The sequence below is a fragment of the Micromonospora sp. SL4-19 genome, assembly GCF_047921475.1.
GTDB lineage: Bacteria > Actinomycetota > Actinomycetes > Mycobacteriales > Micromonosporaceae > Micromonospora.
This window is the reverse complement of sequence record NZ_JBLROB010000030.1, coordinates 12577-29128: the sequence shown is the minus strand read 5'-3', so window position 1 is coordinate 29128 and position 16552 is coordinate 12577. Positions and strand designations below refer to the sequence as shown.

Genomic DNA, 16552 nt, shown 5'->3' with positions numbered 1-16552 from the left:
GCCTATCCGCCGTGCTCGGGCCGCTGCGGCGCGTCGTACCGCCACAACTGCGGCACGGCCCGGATGATGCCTGCGACGGCCACGACGGTCAGCGCCCCGCCCACCGAGATCGCCCAGCGTGGTCCCCATGCCGCACCCGCGACGCCGTGCACGACGTTGGCGATCTGCGGCCCGCCCATCGTCACAACGATCATCGATCCCTCGATCCGGCCGCGTAGCGCGTCGTCGGTGTTCGCCTGGCTGATGGCCCGGCGGAACGTGCTGAGCACGAAGTTCGCGCCTCCACCGGCCAGCAGGGCGACGGCGGCGAGCCACAGCCGGGGCGCCAGCCCCAGCAGCACGACCGTCACGCCCCAGACGACGGCGGCGGAGGCCATCAGCGCACCGTGCCGCCGGGCACGGGTGAACACGCCCGACACCAACCCCACCGCGAACACGCCGACGGGGTAGCTGGCGTAGAGCACACCGAGCTGGAAACCGCCCCCGGCTGCGCCCCCGAATTCCCGCTCGGCCAGCTCCGGGTAGAGCGCCCACGGCGCCCCGAACACCATCGCGGCGAGGTCCACCCCGATCAGCGCCACCAGCAGCCGCCGGGAGAACAGGTAGCGGAAACCGTCCAGCAGCTGGCCGACCATCGGCCGGCGAGGCGCGGCGCGCGCGCCAACAGGGGAGGGCGTCTCGGGCGGTGCTGTCAGCATCGACACCACGGGTGGTTGCGGCGGAAGCGGGGGCAGCCGGAACACCGACCATGCGACAACGAGCAGCGCCAGCGTGTCCAACAGATACAGCGTGCCCAGCCCCACTACCGGGATCAGCGCCCCGGCCAGCAGTGGACCCACGATCGCCCCGGTGTACCGGACCAGCGCGTTCAATCCGTTCGCGGCGGCCAGCAGGTCGGCCGGTACCACGCGGGGCACGGTCGCTCCCGTCGCCGTCATGATCGCTCCGTAGCTGAGGCCCTGGCAGGCGACCAGGGCCATCAGCGCCGGCACCGACCGCAGGTCCAGCGCGGCCTGCGCCCACAGCCCCGCGTACGTCAGCGCGAGGCAGCCGTCGGCGACCAGTAGCAGCCGGCGCCGGTCCATGGCGTCGGCGAGGGTGCCACCCCACAGCGCCGAGACCGCCAGCGCGACCAGCGACACCGCCGCGGAGGCCCCCACGGTCGCGGACGAGCCGGTCAGTGTGAACAGCTGCGCGGGGATGGCCAACGTGCTGAACGAACCACCCACCGCGGCGATCACCGACGCGACCCACAGCCGCCGGTACGCGGGGATGCCCACCGGGCGCCGGTCCACGAGGTAGGTGCCCAGCCTCCGTCCCCTGGCTGCCCGTCCGGCACCGCCGATTCCGCTGCCGGTGCTGCCACCAGTTCCGGTTGCCGTCGTCGACGGTCGCATGCCCACACCCTCCGTCCGGCTCATGCCGGCGGTGGCCGGCACCGGCGATGCTGGGCCCTGACCCAGGGGGAAGGTCCAGCACCGGGGGCCTGCACTCGACCTGATCCGGCCCGACATCGCCGCAAGCCGGAACACCCAGCCGTGCTACGCCGCCAAACAGGAGCGAGAAGGCCGCCTCCGGCTGACGGAGACGGCCTTTTGAGCTGGGGTGGAGCAGAGGGGATCTGGGCCCTCGATGCGAGCCGTTGGGCCCCGCGACCGACGGGCGGTCGCGGGGCCCGAGGGCGTCACCAGGTCGTGGGCTTGCCCTTCTGGTACACCCACACGTCGAAGAATGCGTCGAGGTCCTGCCCGGATTCCTTCTTCGCGAAGGCGATGAAGTCGGCCGTGCTGGCGTTGCCGTAGCGGTTGCTCGCCGCCCACTCACGCAGGATGCGGAAGAAGGTGTCGTCGCCGACCTTGCCGCGCAGCGCGTGCAGCGTCATCGCACCCCGGTTGTACGGGATGCTGCTGAACATGTCCACGGGGCCCGGGTCGGCGAGGACGGTCTGCCAGAACGACGACGACGCGGCCCGACCGTAGTTGCTGCTGCTGTTGAAGGTCTGGGTGACCGACGCGCCACCGTTGTACTCGGTGTACATCCACTGGGCGTAGGTGGCGAAGCCCTCGTTGAGCCAGATGTCCGACCAGCGCTCCGGCGAGACGCTGTCGCCGTACCACTGGTGGGCCAGCTCATGGGCCATGGTGCTGACGCTCGCCGTGCTGGAGAAGATCGGCTTGGTCTGGGTCTCCAGTGCGTAGCCGACGTTCGGGGCCCGGTCGATGATCGCTCCGGTCGAGGCGAACGGGTACGGACCGAACTTCGAGGAGAAGAAGTCGATCATCTTGGGGATCTGCGACACCGCGCTGGCCGACCCGGCGACCAGCCGCGGGTCGACCGCGACGTACACCGGGATCCCGCTCGACGTGGTCGACTCGGTCACCACGAAATTGCCGATGGTGACCGTCGCCAGGTAGCTGGCCATCGGCTCGGTCGAGTCCCAGACGAAGGTGGTCCAGCCGTCGCTGGTCTCCTGGGAGAGCAGCTGGCCGTTGCCGACGGCGGTGAGCCCCTCCGGCACCTTCGCGGTGAACCGGTAGGTGGCCTTGTCGGTCGGGTGGTCGTTGGTGGGCAGCCAGCCCGGCGCGCCCTGCGGCTCCCCGGCGACGAAGGCACCGTCGTCGGTCGGCACCCAGCCTTCGATCGACCCGTCCGGGTCGGTGATCACGGTCGGCACGCCGGCGTACTTCACCACCACGGTGAACGTCTGCCCGGCCTTGAGCTTCGGACGCGGGGTGACGATCAGTTCCTGGCCGTCACGGGTGAAGTCGTGCGCGTGCCCGTTGACCGTCAGCGAGGAGATCTCCGGACCGAGGAAGTCGAGGTTGAACTGGTGGAGGTCCTCGGTGGCGATCGCGGTGATCGTGGCGGTGGCGTCCATGAACCGGGTCGCCGGATCGTAGGAGAAGTTGAGGTCGTAGTGCTGGACGTCGTACCCGCCGTTGCCCTGGTCAGGGAAGTACGGGTCACCGACGTTCGCCGCGCCGGCCGAGTAGCGCGGGGCGCCAGGGTTGCCCGGAGCCGCGCTGGCCGCATGCGGGGCCACCGCCGACCCCGCGACCACCAGGGCGGCGGTGGCCATCGCGGCGCCGCGCAGGCGTGGAATTGTCATGGGAGTCCCTCTCTGTGGGAGTGCCATTGCAATTGGCCCTCAGATGAGTACTCCCTATCCACCCCCATCGAACGCGGGTTCGTCAAGATCTACAGTCCACCCTCGCCGTCGCCGGCTGCACGGTCCGCCCGCCAGACGATCATGCGCTCATCCATTCGGCGACCTGTAGCACCAAAGATCCCGACGAAGGCAGCAGAACCGCTGTGGCGTCGGCGCGGGCCGGTCCCCGTGGTCCGGCCGATTGCGGCATGATCATGTCAGCGACGTCGAACGGAAAGGGGAGGGGCGGATGACGGTGGAGGTGCCGCGCGGCGGCCGGGTGCTCTTCATCGGCGACAGCATCACCGACGCCGGACGGGACCGGTCCGGTGGCGACGACCTCGGCACCGGGTACGCGATGATGGCCGGGGCGTGGTTCACCGCCCGCCATCCCGAGCACCGGGCCACCTTCCTCAACCGGGGCGTCAGCGGCGACCGGGTACGCGACCTGCGCGCCCGATGGGAGAGCGACTGCCTGGCCCTCGTCCCGCAGGTGGTGTCGGTGCTGATCGGCATCAACGACACCTGGCGGCGCTACTCCGAGGACGACCCGACCAGCCCCGCGGACTTCGCCCGCGACTACCGGCACATCCTGGAGTCGACTCGACGGATGGGCGCGCGGATCATCCTCGTCGAACCCTTCGTCATCCCCCTCGACGACGCCAAGCGCGCCTGGCGGGAGGACCTCGACCCGAAGGTCGACGTGGTCCGCCGGCTCGCCGCCGAGTTCGACGCGACGCTGGTCGCGGTGGACAAGCTGTTCCAGGCCGCCGACGTCGACGAGCGGGTGTGGACGAACGACGGGGTGCATCTCACGCCGTTCGGGCACGCGCTGCTCGCCCAGCAGTGGCTGCGGGCGGTCACCCCGCCGGCCTGAGGGCGGGGCGGTGCGCTGCCCGCACCCGCCCCACCCCGGCGACCTGACCTCAGCCGGCCAGGTCGAGCTGAACCGTGGCGATCTCCCACGCCCGTAGCGCCAGCCGGACCAACCCGTCGCCGTCGACCGACAGCGGCTCACCCGGCCGGCCGAGCAGGTCGGCCCGCCACGCGCCGCGGACCTCACGGGCGGCGCCGATGACCGCGCTGGTGTCCCGCGTCGCCACCACCCGCACCTCGACCCGCCCGTCCCGGTCGCGGACGCTGGTCAGCGTGACGCCGTCCCCGTCCACGGCCAGTCCGGTCACCGGCGTGGGCAGCCCGGCGGACGGCTCGCCGGAGCCCGGGAAGGTCAGCAGGTCGTGCCGGTACACCTCGGCCGCCGCCGGCACCCGGGCCGAGTCCCAGTCGCCCCGGAACGGCAGCACCGCCAGCTCGACGCTGCGCTCGCCCCGGCACTGGGCGTGCGGGGTGGGCAGCTGCGGGCCGGCGGGCTCGTCGCGCAGGGCGTGCCGGTTGCGGGACAGCATCCCGATCGCGCGCAGCACGGTGACCGCCAGTTCCCGGCCGGAGTCGACCAGCTCGTACTCGGTCGGCTGGGTGAGCAGGACCGCAAGCGACCCCTCGACGCCCCCGGCGGCGACGAACCCGGAGGCGGGAAACGTCGGCAATGGCACCTCACCGCCGCCACCCTCGGCGGCCAACCCGCGCTCGACGACCGCGAACTGACCCTCCGCGTACGACGAGCGGGCCGGTGCGGGCAGTGGCAGGTGCAGGCGGACCCGGTGGTCGTCGCAGCGGTTGTCGAAGCTGAGCCGCAGCCGGGCGAAGGGCTCACCGGCCCGGACCTCCACCCGGGTGGTCACCGTGACGGTCTCCCGGTCCACCCGGCGCGACCCGGCATCCACGTCGGCGCCGACCGGCCAGCGGTACTCGCGGATCACGTCGAGCACGGCCACCGCCGGACCGTCGTGCACGACGACGGTCCGCACCGCCCGGGGTTTGTCGACCAGCTCGTCGGCAGCCGGTGGGGCGTAGTTGTAGCTGTCGCCCACGTCGCCGCCGTCGACGAGCCGGCCGACGCCGTCCACCCGCACCCCGTCCGGGGTGGACAGCCCCAGCGTGCCGTCCTCGGCGACCTCGACCCGGAGCAGGCCGTTATCGACGGTCCGGTCGATCACCGTCACCGGCGCCGAGCGGGCCTGGACGGGCTCCGGCAGCGCCACCGGGCGGAGCGCGGCGAGACCGAGCGCCGGCACCTCGACCAGCGCGGCGACGGTCAGCCGCGGGGCGGCGACGATCCGTACCCGCCAGTGGTCCGGGCCGGCCGCGGCGGCGAGCGCCAGCCGCACATCCTCCACGTCGAACATCGGGTCACCGTGCCGGGCCACCTCGAAGGTGAGGGTGGCGTCGGCCGACGACACCGACCAGGTGGTGACCTCCTGCCCGTACAGCTCGCGCCCGTGCACCCGGGTGAGGATCGCCGGCAGGTCCGCCGCCGGCACCAGGTCGTCGGCGAGCAGCGTCCGGGCCCGCTCGAGGACCTGGGCGGGCGCGACCGTGCCCTCGGCGTCGAGCAGGCCGACCGGGCCGTCCGCGGGCGCCTCGACCTCCAGGCGGACCAGGGCGGTCCGGGTCGCCGGGGTGGGGTTGAACAGCAGGTGCCCGTCGCGGGGCACCGGGGCGGCCAGCCGTGCCCCCACCAGGTCGCAGACCGCCCGCCCGAGCTGGTCCGCCTCGGCCAGCCGGGCGGCCACCTGCTCGGCGGTCTCGTCGCAGCCGCACCCGGTCACCGAGTCGTGGCAGCTCGCGTCGATCAGCCGGGTCCAGGCCATGTCCAGGAACCGCTGCACGGACGGGTCGTGGTAGAGCGCGGCGAGGGGTTCGGCGTACCGCTCGACCCGCCGCTCGGCCCGACCCATCGCCTGCTTCAGATGGGCGCGTACGGAGATCACGCCGGGCAGGATGTTGGCGCGGGCGTGTGAGCGCAGCTCGCCGACGATCGTGGGCAGCCCCGCCACGGTGGCCGGTTGAGCGGCGAAATACTCGGCGAGGGTCCCGAGCCGCAGCTGCACGCCGTCGACGGCGGCGGCGGCGAGCAGGTCCGGGGCGTCTGGCGCGGGGGCGGCATGGTCGGTGCCGTACATCGCCAGGACCGGCGTGGCGTCGTCGGCGGGCCGCCAGCCGCGCAGCCGTTCGGCCAGGTCGACGGCCCGCCGGTTGATCAGGCGCGGGTCGTCCATCAGCCCGGCGGCGTTGCCGTAGCCGCCGGGCAGGTACTCGGTGCGGATCGCGGTGCCGTCCGGCGCCTGCCAGGCGAACGCGTGGGAGCGGACCCGGTCCGGTACGCCGCGGAACACGCAGGCGTGCGCCAGCCCCGCGCCGGTGAGGATCTGCGGCATCTGCGCGATGTGGCCGAACATGTCGGGCAGGTAGCCGACCGGCATGGCCCCGCCCAGCGTCGCGCTGCGGGTCAGCCCGCGTTCCAGGTTACGGACGATGTTCTCCCCGGAGCAGAGGAACTCGTCGAGCAGGATCTGCCACGGTCCGACGGCCAGCCGTCCGGCCCGCACCAGCGCGACGACCTGCTCCCGGCGTTCCGGGCGGACCTCCAGGTAGTCGTCGACCGCGGCGAGCTGCCCGTCCAGGGTGAACCGTTGGCGCTCGTCGTGCGCCATCCGGTCGAACACGTCGTCGAGCAGGGCCACCAGCCGCAGCCGGAACCGCTGGAACGGCTCGTACCACTCGCGGTCCCAGTGCGTGTGGGGCACCACGATGATCTCGGTCGGCTGGTCCATCAGCTCGCCGCCTCTCCGCCGATCGCCGCCCCGGTCAGCTCCCCGTAGCGGCGTACCACCTGTTGGCTGGTCCGTAGGTCGGCCGCGCCCTCGGTGATGCCGGTCAGCGGGCGCGCGCCCGCGGTCACCATCGCGTGGAACGCGACCAGTTCCTGTTCGAACGCCTCGGTCACCGACCGGAACACGGTGCGCCGCTCCCCGCCGCGGTGCCGGTCCACGGCGGTCAGCGTGGTCGGCGCGTTGAGCAGGTACGGCGACGGGAAGTCCAGTTCCAGCGCGCCCCGGGCGTGGTGCAGCGTCACCGTCTCCTGGTATGTCGGGCAGTCCGGCAGGTTGAGCCAGCGGATGCCGTACCGGCCCCCCTCGGGCAGCCTGCCGGAGATCTCCACCGACGGCTCGGCCGGCCCGGCGGGGGTCAGCGGCCAGGTCGCCACGTGGTCCACCGTCGCCGGCGCTCCGGTGAACAGCCGCAGCAGGGACAGGTCGTGGGAGATGCTGTTGATCAGGATCTGGTAGAGGGTCCGCGCGCCGGTGTCGCCGCCCACCGCGGCGTCGAGCAACCGCTGGTCGGCCTCGACCAGCCGGGCCGCTGCCGCGGCCGGGACGTCCCGCGGTGCCGGGGGCAGGTTGGCGAAGGCGAGCTGCTGATCTCCGGACGCGTGCCGGACCGTCACCTCGACCGCGTGCACGACGGCGGGGCCGCCGATCCCGTCGAGCAGCCGCGCGGCCTCGGCCACCGCCGGGTCGTACTGCTTCATGTATCCGACCATCAGGGCCGCCCCGGATCCGGTCAGCCGCTGCGTCTCGGCCAGGGTGTAGGCCAGCGGCTTCTCGCACAGCACCGGCAGTCCCCGCTGCAGGGCGGCGGCGGCGAGTTCGCCGTGCGATCCGGAGGTGGCCAGCAGCACCGCGTCGCAGCCGCCGCCGGCCAGCATGGCCGTCGCGTCGGTGTGCCGCCGGGCCGGTTCGACACCGTACCGGTCGCCGAGTTCGGCCAGCCGTGCCGCAGACAGGTCGCTGAGCGCGACGATGTCGAACAGGTCGGCGCGGCGTTCCAGCAGCGGCAGGTGCACGGTACGGGCGATGACGCCCAGCCCGGCGACCGCGATCCTGATCCGCTTGTCCCCGGCGGTCATCCGAGCGCCTCCGCCAGCCACCGGCGGTTGTCGTGCTGGTCGGCGCGGATCCGGTCCAGGTCGCGTCCCTGCGCCGGCGCGTCCTGCTCGATCACCAGCCAGCCGGTGTAGCCGGTTTCGTCCAGGCCGCGCAGCACCCCGGCCAGGTCGACGTCACCGGTTCCCAGGGCACAGAAGCCGCCCGCCGCGACCACCTCGGCGAGGCCACCGCCGGCGTCGCGAACCCGCCGGTGCGCGGCCAGGTCGGCGTCCTTGACGTGCACCTGGCCGATCCGCCCGGCCCACCGGTGGACCGCCGCGACCGGGTCGCCGCCGGCCAGCAGCAGGTGCCCGGTGTCGAGGCAGAGCGCGACGTCGGTCAGCTCCAGCAGCCGGTCGGCCTCCGCCTCGGTCTCCACGTCGGTGCCCAGGTGGTAGTGGAACACCGGTTCCAGGCCACGGTCCCGGCACCGGTCGACGGCCTGCTGCACGCGGTCGGCGAAGCCCGGCCAGGCGGTGGCCGGCAGCGCGGAGGCCAGGTCCGGCGGGGTGCCGGGGCGGGCCATCCGGGCCGCGTTGCCGGGGCAGGCGAGGGTGGGTCGGGGCGCGAAGCGCGGATCGTCGACGGTGACGGCGGTGAACACGTCCAGCGCCGCGTCGAGCGCGGCGAGGTCCTCGGCGAACCCGTGCGGATCGGCGAAGCGCAGGTCGACCCAGCCGCCGGCGAGCCCGACACCGGTGTCGGTGAGCCGTCGGGTGAGCACCGCACCGGTCCCGAGGTAGCCGATCGGTCCGGAGTCCACGCCGCTGTAACCGTCGGCGGCCAGCGACGCGAGCAGGTCCTCGGCATCGATGTCCGGGTCGGTCGGCTGGTGGATGCCGTAGTTGACCGGGGCTCCCGCCACTCTGGTCCGTCCGGTCAGCTGCACAGTGCGATCACCTCCATGCGGTGGGACTCCAGGACGTGCAGTCCGTCGGCGGCCGGCAGCAGGCACCGGTCGCCCCGGACGACCCGGTGGCGGCCGTCCGGGTAGCCGAGCAGGGCGCCGTCCGCGTCGAGTGCCAGCAGTTCGTCGCCGAGCCGCAGCAGCAGGGGCGCGTCGGGGCCGGCGGAGACGGCGGTACGACCGGCGGCCAGGGCGTCGCGTACCGCCGCTTCGTCGGTCGGGTCGCCGTCGACGAGCACCCACGTGGTCGGTGCCCCGGGCAGCGCGTCCGCGCCGGACCGGTGGAAGTCGCTGCCACCGACCGGTACGACGTCCGGCCGCCACGCCCGCGCCCAGGCCAGCGGCGCTCCCCAGGTGCGATCCCACCAGCCGGAGTGCCACACCTCCACCAGCCTGGTCCGGGTGGTCACCGGCTGCCGCCAGGCGCAGTCGCCGCCGAGCGGGTGGTTGATGGAGAGCAACCCACCGGCGTGTTCGGCCGCGGCGAGCCAGTGGTCGGCCGGCTCCCGGAAGTCGATCCAGCCCACCGAGCCGAAGGCGTTGGCGTGCCCCCGGTCGGTGGTCACCTCCTGCCCGGGCACGAGGGTGATCCCGTACCGGTGGGCCGACGCGGGCAGCCACGGGTGGTGGCTGACCGTGTTGTGGTCGGTGACGGCGAGAAAGTCCAGGCCCCGCGACACGGCGAGGGCGGCCAGCTCGTCGACGGTGTGCGCGCCGTCGCTGTGCACGGTGTGGGCGTGCAGGTCGCCGGCGAGCCAGCGTCGGCCGTCGACATCGGGGACCGCCGGGCGGGGTGACCGCTGCGGCCGGGGCGGTGCCGCGGGCGCGCCTGGCGGGGCGGGGGAGCGGGTGCTGGTGGTGGCGGTGACCTCGTAGTCCAGCCCGTCGGGCGGGACGCGGTGCAGCCGGAGCAGCACCTGCCACTCGCCGGGCTCCAGCTCGCCGGGCAGGTAGCCGGGGGTGGCCCAGTCGGCGGTGATGGTGTAGCCGTCGCGGGCGCCGCCGGACCAGCCGCGGAAGCCGGCCGGGCCGATGCAGCCGAGGTCCAGCACGCCCGCGTCGCGGGGGTAGTCGAGCCGTACGGTCAGCGCGGCGGTGCCCGGGGCCACGCTGACCGGCAGGGCGCGCATCACGTTCTCCGCGCGGTCCCGCAGCGTCCAGCGGCCCCGGTGCGTGACCATCGTCAGGCCTCCGCCGCGACGCCGGTACGCGGCGCCGGCACCGGTGGCGCCGCCGCCCCGGTCACCAGCTCGCCGTCGGTGTAGACCAGGGCGCGGCCGGGTCGCGGCACCACCCAGCCGGTGTCGCCAGCCTCCGGTTCCCGTCCCTCCGGCACCACGACCTGGACACTGTGGGCGGTGTCGTCCTCGGCGGGCACGTCCAGCGACACCAGGGAGAAGCTGCCGAGGTTCTCCACGACGACGACCTGGCCGGTGAGGGCGTCGGGGACCGGCTCGGATGAGTAGTCGAGGTATTCGGGCCGCACTCCGTAGACCACGCTCTGCCCGTCGGTGAGCCGGCCGCGGACGTCCTCGGGGGCCGCCAGCCGCACCCCGGCGACGGCCAGCGCGTCGCCGTCGACCCGGGCGGGAACCAGGTTCATCGGGGTCGAGCCGATGAACCCGGCGACAAAGGTGTTGGCCGGGCGGCGGAACACCTCGGTGGGCGTGCCGACCTGCCGGATCCGCCCGCCCTCCATCACCGCGATCCGGTCGGCCAGGGCCAGCGCCTCGGCCTGGTCGTGGGTGACGAAGACGGTGGTGACGCCCAGCTCGCGTTGCAGCCGCTTGAGGAAGGTCCGCGCCTCCAGGCGCAGCCGAGCGTCCAGGTTGGACAGCGGCTCGTCGAGCAGGAAGACCTGCGGGTGGCAGGCCATCGCCCGGGCGAGGGCGACGCGCTGCTGCTGGCCGCCGGAGAGCTGCCCGGGCCGGCGTTCCAGCAGCGCCGACAGGCCCAGCTCGTCGGCGGTGCTCGCGGCTTTCTCGTGCCGGGCACTCCGGCCGACCTTCTTGATCCGCAGCGGGTAGGCGATGTTGTCGCGCACGGTCATGTGCGGGAAGAGCGCGTAGTCCTGGAAGACCATTGCCACGTCGCGCTGGCCGGGCGGCAGGTTGGTTACCGCACGGTCACCGATGTGCACGGTGCCGCCGGAGGCGAGTTCCAGGCCGGCGATGGTGCGCAGCAGGGTGGTCTTGCCGCAGCCGGAGGGGCCGAGCAGGGCGAAGAACTCGCCGTCGGCGATCTCCAGGTCGAGGGTGTCCAGGGCACGTACCCCGTTGGGGTAGACCTTGGTCAGCTCGCGCAGGGTGATGGCGGACATCAGCGCTTGATCCCTCCGTGGAAGCGGAATCCGTACCTGCTGCTCACGAAGACGAACATCAGCGCCACCGGCAGCGAGTAGAGCAGCGAGAAGGTGGAGAGCAGCCGCAGGTCGGCCTGCCCGCCCTCGGTGTAGAGGGTGTACATGATCACGGCGGCGGGGGCCTTGTCCGGGCCGCGCAGCAGCAGGAACGGCACCAGGAAGTTGCCCCACACGTTCGCCACCGCCCACACGCCCACCGTGGCCAGCCCGGGCCGGACGACCGGCACCACGATGTGCCGCATGATCTGCAACGCACTGGCGCCGAAGACCCGCGCCGACTCCTCGTACGACGTGGGGGTGGCGTCCATGAAGTCCTTGAGGATGAAGATCGCCGCGGGCAGCAGCCCGCCGGTGAGGACCAGGATCACGCCGAGCCGGGAGTCGATCAGGTTGAGCCGGAACGCCAGCTCGAACAGCGGCACCATGGTGGCCGTGCCGGTCACGATCGACGAGAGCAGCAGCAGCCCGTAGAGCAGCGCGTCGCGGCCCGGCACCCGGACCCGACTCAGCGCGTACGCGGCCAACGCGGCGAAGACCACCACCAGCACGGCGGTGCCGCCGGCCAGCCAGACCGAGTTGACCAGCGAGGTCAGCGCGTAGGGGTTGTCCAGCAGGGTGCGGAAGTTGTCGAGGGTGAAGTCCGGCAGTGAGGTGCCGATCGTCGGGGTGTCGTCGAAGGGCGCGGTGGCCAGCCAGAGCAGCGGCAGGGCGAAGAAGGCCAGCACGAGGCTGAGGAAGACGTAGCGCCCGATGCGGGCCAGCACGTGCCGCACGGCCGCGTGCGCTGCGGGCGCGGTCCGGGCCGCGTCTGCCGACGTGGTGGCGGTGCTCACGCCCTCTCCTTCCGCCGGCCCAGCATGCGCAGGTAGATCAGCGCGATGACCAGGTTGATCAGCAGCATGATGAACGAGATCGCGGCGCCGAAGCCCAGTTCGCCGCCGGAGAGCGCCACCTTGTATACGTAGACCGCCAGGATCTCCGAACGCTGCTCGGGGCCGCCCGCGGTGATCAGGAACGGCGTGAAGTCGTTGAACGTCCAGAGGCTGATCAGCAGCAGGTTCGTCAGCACGTGGCCGCGGATGCGCGGGAACACCACGTCGCGCAGCTGCTGCCAGGTGGACGCGCCGGCCAGCCGGGCGGTCTCCAGGTGCGAGCGGGGCACGTTCTCCAGCGCGGCGGCATAGAGCATCATCGAGAACGCGGTGCCCCGCCAGGTGTTGAAGATGATGATCGACAGCATCGGATGGTCGAGCAGCCAGGCCATGCCGGGCGTGCCGAGCAGGGCGTTGAGGGTGCCGGCGTCCCGGTCGAGCAGCGCGATCCAGAGGAAGGCGACCACCGAGCTGGGCAGGATCCAGGACAGCAGGATGAACGCCTCGACCACCCGGCGCAGCGGGCCCCGCCGGTCGCGCAGCGCGTAGGCGATGGCGAAGCCGAGGCCGGCCTGGCCGATCACCGCCGAGCCGAGCACGAACTGCAGGGTCAGCAGCAGCGAGGTGCGGAAGCGCTCGTCGGTGAGCGCCTTGGTGTAGTTGTCCAGCCCGACGAATTCCGGGTGGGCCGCGGCCAGGCCGGTGAGCCGGTAGTTGGTGGTGCCCAGGTAGATCGTCCAGGCGGCCGGCAGCACGAGGAAGAGCAGGATCAACACCATGCTCGGGACGAGGAACCCGGCGGCGCGGGCCCGGCCCAGCCCGGCGGCGTCGGGGGCGGGGGAGGCGCCCGTTGCCGGGCGCGCTCCCTCGACCGTCTCGTCAGGACGAGACGTTACCTGGACCACCGACGATCCCCTCGACCTTCTTCTGGTACGCCGAGGCCGCCTCGTCGACGCTCTTGCCCGATGCCGCGGCGGCCGTCGCCTCCTGCAGCGCCACCGACACCTGCGGGTAGACCGCCAGCGGCGGCCGGTACGCGGTCAACGGCAGCACCTTCTCGGCGACGAAGTTGAGCATCGGGTCGCCGGCCAGCACCTCCTTGTTGACGTCGGCCCGGGAGGTGATCCGGGCGGCGCCAGCGAGTTGCGCCTTGGTGGCCTCCGCCGAGTGCATGAACGCCAGCAGCTCGAACGCCTGCGAGGGGTACTTCGAGTTGGGGTTCAGCACGTCGACGCCGCCGCCGGACATGCTGACGAAGTCCTGCCCCCGGATGCCCGCGCCGGGCTGCTCGGCCGGGATCATCGCGTACCCGACGGTGCTGTCCCGGTCGGCCATCTTCGCCGTGCCGTCCTTCGGGTTGATGACGCTGCGCCAGAAGTAGTCGCCCTCGGCCAGGATGCCGATCTTGCCGGCGGCGAACTCCTCGAAGGACTTGTCCCGCCCCTTGGCCTCCTGCTGGAGCTTCGGGTCACCGAGCCCACCACCGTAGACCTTGGTGTAGAAGTCGAGCACGTCCTTGACCTGCTGGTTGGCGCCGGCCCACTTGCCGTCCTTCCAGATCTCCCCACCGGCGCCGACCAGCAGCGGCAGCGCACCCTGCATGGTGGTGGCCTCGCCCATCGCGGTGCCGGCGTTGATCTGGATCGGCGTCACCCCGGGCAGCGCCTTGAGCTTGGTGCCGGCGTCGAGGATCTCCTGCCAGCTCTTCGGCTGCCAGTCGGCGGGCAGGCCGGCCTGGGCGAAGAGCTTCTTGTTGAAGTAGAGGACCCGGCCGTCGGTGCCCTGCGGGATGGCGTACCGCTTGCTCTCGAACGTGCCCAGGCCCTGCACGCTGTCCGGGATCTGCGACCAGCCGTCCCACTTGTCGGCCTGGTCACCGGCTACCTCGGACAGCGGCTTGAGGTAGCCGGCCTGCACGAACTCGCCGACCCAGATGCCGTCGATCGACACGATGTCGGCGCCGCCCTTGGAGCGCAGGTCCAGGGCCAGTTTGGTCTTGTACTGCTCGTCGTCGACGCCGCTGGGCACGAACGACACCTTGGCGGTGACGCCCTTGGACTTCTGCGCCTCGATGAACCGTGGGATGACCCACTTCTCGATCCACTCGGCGCTGGTGGCGTTCTTGCCGCCGGCGATGGCGTTGGCGGAGATGGTGAGGGTGATGTTCTTGGCGTCCTTGCCGGCGGGCTCCGAGCCGCCACCGCAGGCCGTGGTGGCGAGGGTGACGGCGGTGAGCGCGGCGAGCACACCCGTGACGCGTCTCGGTGTGACTGACATGGGCTGTTCCCTTCGCAAGGAGTGACTTCGAAGAGACTCGCGGGTCGACCGCCGGCCAAATATTGATCGCCGACGGTGCTTGCTGGCCACAATGTCATGACAGCCTGACGACGTAAATACCTGTCACTGAAATGAGCGTGAAACACCTGGTTCACCGCTCGGCCACGGTCACCTCCAACGCGTACCGGGAGGCCCGGTAGATGTGCTCACCGTGCTCGAGGTGGCGGCCCTGGTCGTCGTATGCGGTGCGGGCCATGGTCAGCAGCGGGGCGCCGCGCCGTTCACCGAGCATCTGCGCCTCCGCGGTGGTCGCGGCCCGGGCCCCGATCCGCTGGTGGGCGCTGCGCACCCGAAGCCCGGCCGTACGCAGGATGGCGTACAGGCCCGAGGCCTGCAGGGCGTCCAGGGTGAGGCGGGCCCGGTCGAGCGGAAGCCAGTTCTCCATCACGGCGAGCGGCTCGCCGTCGGCGAACCGCAGCCGGCGCAGGTGCTGCACCGGGCTCCCGGCGGCCACCCCGAGCGCGCTCGCCACCGCCGCCGGGCAGTCCACGGTGGCCAGATCCAGGACCGACGTGGACGGTTGCCGCCCGGCCCGGGCGAGGTCGTCGTGCAGGCTGGTCAGCTCGACGCCGCGGCGGACCTGGCCGCGGACGACCTGGGTGCCGACGCCGCGGCGGCGCACGATCATGCCCTTGTCCACCAGATGCTGGATGGCCTGCCGGACGGTGGGCCGGGACAGGCCCAGCCGGTCGGCGAGGCGCAGCTCGCTGTCCAACTGGTCGCCGGGCGCCAGCTCGCCGCGCTGGATCGCGGCGGCGAACTGCTCGGCGACCTGGAAGTAGAGGGGGACCGGGCTGCTCCGGTCAACGACGATTTCGGGGCCGGTCACGGGGACCTCCTCGTCACGGATGCCCGGGGTGGGGGCGCGATGATGGGCGCCACTGTACCGAAGCGGTGACTGAGGAGAGTCTCAGGACGTCAGGACAACGCGTTGACGCAATGCGCCTACCGGTCAGGCGGCGGGCGGGATCTTCGCCGGGGCTTGGCCGGGCTGCGGCTGCCAGGGCATGGGTGGCGCCAGGGCGGCGGGCCACCCGGACGGCGGGCCCTGGCGTTGCGGGTCGGCCGCAACCGGCGCCCCTTCGCCGGCGGCGTACCGGCTGAGCTGCTGGCGGGCGCGTGGTGCGACCTGTGCCACCCGCAGCCCCTCCTGTGCGCTGTTCCACGCGGCACAGGGCCACGCGGCGCCGAGGCAGCTCGCGCTCTCGCAGGCGCCGCTCTCCTCCGGCTGATGGGTGTCGGCCACGGCGGCGGCGAGCCGCCACAGCAGCGGGTCGGTCACCTCGGCCGGACGGTCGTCGCGGTCTGTGCTGGCGTCGGACATGATGAGATCCCCTCTTCGAGCGGGACCCATCCTTTCCGGTCCGGGCATCGGCCAAACCTGCGATCCGCGAAATTGTGGCGTACCCCGCGTCGAGCGGGTCGCCGGGGTGGAGGAATAGGCTGGGTGCCGTGGCGAGGTATTACGACCTGCATCCGGACAACCCCCAGCCGCGGACCCTGCGGCAGGTGGTCGACCTGATTCGCGACGACGGGCTGATCGCCTACCCGACCGACTCCTGCTACGCCTTCGGCTGCCGGGTCGGTAACCGGGAGGGCCTGGACCGGATCCGGGAGATCCGCAAGCTCGACGACCGGCACCACTTCACCCTGGTCTGCCGCGACTTTTCCCAGCTCGGCCAGTTCGTCAAGATCAGCAACTCGGTCTTCCGCCTGGTGAAGGCGGCCATCCCGGGCAGCTACACCTTCATCCTTCCGGCGACCCACGAGGTGCCGCGCCGGCTCCAGGAGCCGCGCAAGCGCACGGTCGGGGTGCGCGTGCCGAAGCACACGGTCACCCAGGCGTTACTCGCCGAGCTGGGCGAGCCGCTGCTCTCCAGCACCCTGCTGCTGCCCGGCGAGGAGGAGGCGTTGACCCAGGGCTGGGAGATCAAGGAACGGCTCGACCACCAGCTCGACGCCGTGGTGGACGCGGGGGAGTGCGGGATCGAGCCGACCACCGTGGTCGACCTGTCCGGACCCGAACCGGAGATCCTGCGTCGTGGTGCCGGGGATCCTTCGCGGTTCGAGTAGGCCCGTCGTATTTAGGCGGTTTGT

At 72.4% G+C, this 16552-nt stretch carries 14 protein-coding genes; 2 read left to right on the top strand and 12 right to left on the bottom strand.

Annotated features, from left to right (window positions below; translation table 11 throughout):
• Window positions 1–2: 2 nt before the first annotated feature.
• Window positions 3–1397 (bottom strand): MFS transporter, encoded by a 1395-nt coding sequence (locus ACNAVT_RS26185; protein ID WP_416299977.1) that lies wholly within the window; start codon window positions 1395–1397, stop codon window positions 3–5.
• Between the two features lie 287 nt (window positions 1398–1684).
• Entirely contained in the window at window positions 1685–3109 is a 1425-nt protein-coding gene (locus ACNAVT_RS26180; RefSeq protein ID WP_416299975.1) for a M1 family metallopeptidase, read from the bottom strand.
• Between the two features lie 289 nt (window positions 3110–3398).
• Between ACNAVT_RS26180 and ACNAVT_RS26175 the strand changes: the two genes are divergently transcribed.
• Entirely contained in the window at window positions 3399–4025 is a 627-nt protein-coding gene (locus tag ACNAVT_RS26175) for an SGNH/GDSL hydrolase family protein (RefSeq protein WP_416299973.1), read from the top strand.
• A gap of 49 nt (window positions 4026–4074) precedes the next feature.
• Here the strand turns inward: ACNAVT_RS26175 and ACNAVT_RS26170 are convergent, their stop codons facing one another.
• The 10 genes from ACNAVT_RS26170 to ACNAVT_RS26125 form a co-directional block, all read right to left on the bottom strand.
• Window positions 4075–6822, bottom strand: a complete 2748-nt coding sequence (locus ACNAVT_RS26170) for a hypothetical protein (RefSeq protein ID WP_416299971.1) — start codon at window positions 6820–6822, stop codon at window positions 4075–4077.
• Window positions 6822–7958: a Gfo/Idh/MocA family protein gene (locus ACNAVT_RS26165; RefSeq protein ID WP_416299969.1), complete on the bottom strand. Its 1137-nt coding sequence runs from the start codon at window positions 7956–7958 to the stop codon at window positions 6822–6824. The genes ACNAVT_RS26170 and ACNAVT_RS26165 overlap by 1 nt, the downstream gene beginning before the upstream one ends.
• Window positions 7955–8866: a sugar phosphate isomerase/epimerase family protein gene (locus ACNAVT_RS26160; RefSeq protein WP_416299967.1), complete on the bottom strand. Its 912-nt coding sequence runs from the start codon at window positions 8864–8866 to the stop codon at window positions 7955–7957. Before ACNAVT_RS26160 ends, ACNAVT_RS26165 begins: the two co-directional genes overlap by 4 nt.
• Complete coding sequence (locus ACNAVT_RS26155; RefSeq protein ID WP_416299965.1) at window positions 8857–10065, bottom strand: CehA/McbA family metallohydrolase; 1209 nt, start codon at window positions 10063–10065, stop codon at window positions 8857–8859. The genes ACNAVT_RS26160 and ACNAVT_RS26155 overlap by 10 nt, the downstream gene beginning before the upstream one ends.
• A gap of 2 nt (window positions 10066–10067) precedes the next feature.
• Window positions 10068–11204 carry an ABC transporter ATP-binding protein gene (locus ACNAVT_RS26150; RefSeq protein ID WP_416299963.1) on the bottom strand — a complete coding sequence of 379 codons (1137 nt, stop codon included), beginning with the start codon at window positions 11202–11204 and terminating at the stop codon, window positions 10068–10070.
• Window positions 11204–12079 carry a carbohydrate ABC transporter permease gene (locus ACNAVT_RS26145; protein WP_416299962.1) on the bottom strand — a complete coding sequence of 292 codons (876 nt, stop codon included), beginning with the start codon at window positions 12077–12079 and terminating at the stop codon, window positions 11204–11206. Before ACNAVT_RS26145 ends, ACNAVT_RS26150 begins: the two co-directional genes overlap by 1 nt.
• The gene (locus ACNAVT_RS26140) at window positions 12076–13023 is read right to left on the bottom strand and encodes a carbohydrate ABC transporter permease (RefSeq protein ID WP_416299961.1); all 948 of its coding nucleotides are present in this window, start codon (window positions 13021–13023) and stop codon (window positions 12076–12078) included. Before ACNAVT_RS26140 ends, ACNAVT_RS26145 begins: the two co-directional genes overlap by 4 nt.
• Window positions 12998–14395 (bottom strand): extracellular solute-binding protein, encoded by a 1398-nt coding sequence (locus ACNAVT_RS26135; RefSeq protein ID WP_416299960.1) that lies wholly within the window; start codon window positions 14393–14395, stop codon window positions 12998–13000. Before ACNAVT_RS26135 ends, ACNAVT_RS26140 begins: the two co-directional genes overlap by 26 nt.
• 151 nt (window positions 14396–14546) lie before the next feature.
• Window positions 14547–15284: a GntR family transcriptional regulator gene (locus ACNAVT_RS26130; RefSeq protein ID WP_416299958.1), complete on the bottom strand. Its 738-nt coding sequence runs from the start codon at window positions 15282–15284 to the stop codon at window positions 14547–14549.
• Window positions 15285–15407: 123 nt separating this feature from the next.
• Window positions 15408–15779, bottom strand: coding sequence for a hypothetical protein (locus ACNAVT_RS26125; protein ID WP_416299956.1), 372 nt, complete (start codon window positions 15777–15779; stop codon window positions 15408–15410).
• A 128-nt stretch (window positions 15780–15907) separates the two neighbouring features.
• Between ACNAVT_RS26125 and ACNAVT_RS26120 the strand changes: the two genes are divergently transcribed.
• Window positions 15908–16528 carry an L-threonylcarbamoyladenylate synthase gene (locus ACNAVT_RS26120; RefSeq protein WP_416299955.1) on the top strand — a complete coding sequence of 207 codons (621 nt, stop codon included), beginning with the start codon at window positions 15908–15910 and terminating at the stop codon, window positions 16526–16528.
• Window positions 16529–16552: the final 24 nt, after the last annotated feature.

What these genes read in the sequence shown, in the direction of transcription:
- ACNAVT_RS26175 (WP_416299973.1), top strand. Translation starts at nt 3,399, where the DNA reads ATGACGGTGGAGGTGCCGCGCGGCGGCCGGGTGCTCTTCATCGGCGAC.
- ACNAVT_RS26135 (WP_416299960.1), bottom strand. Translation starts at nt 14,395, where the DNA reads ATGTCAGTCACACCGAGACGCGTCACGGGTGTGCTCGCCGCGCTCACC.
- ACNAVT_RS26185 (WP_416299977.1), bottom strand. Translation starts at nt 1,397, where the DNA reads ATGCGACCGTCGACGACGGCAACCGGAACTGGTGGCAGCACCGGCAGC.
- ACNAVT_RS26155 (WP_416299965.1), bottom strand. Translation starts at nt 10,065, where the DNA reads ATGGTCACGCACCGGGGCCGCTGGACGCTGCGGGACCGCGCGGAGAAC.
- ACNAVT_RS26165 (WP_416299969.1), bottom strand. Translation starts at nt 7,958, where the DNA reads ATGACCGCCGGGGACAAGCGGATCAGGATCGCGGTCGCCGGGCTGGGC.
- ACNAVT_RS26170 (WP_416299971.1), bottom strand. Translation starts at nt 6,822, where the DNA reads ATGGACCAGCCGACCGAGATCATCGTGGTGCCCCACACGCACTGGGAC.
- ACNAVT_RS26180 (WP_416299975.1), bottom strand. Translation starts at nt 3,109, where the DNA reads ATGACAATTCCACGCCTGCGCGGCGCCGCGATGGCCACCGCCGCCCTG.
- ACNAVT_RS26150 (WP_416299963.1), bottom strand. Translation starts at nt 11,204, where the DNA reads ATGTCCGCCATCACCCTGCGCGAGCTGACCAAGGTCTACCCCAACGGG.
- ACNAVT_RS26125 (WP_416299956.1), bottom strand. Translation starts at nt 15,779, where the DNA reads ATGTCCGACGCCAGCACAGACCGCGACGACCGTCCGGCCGAGGTGACC.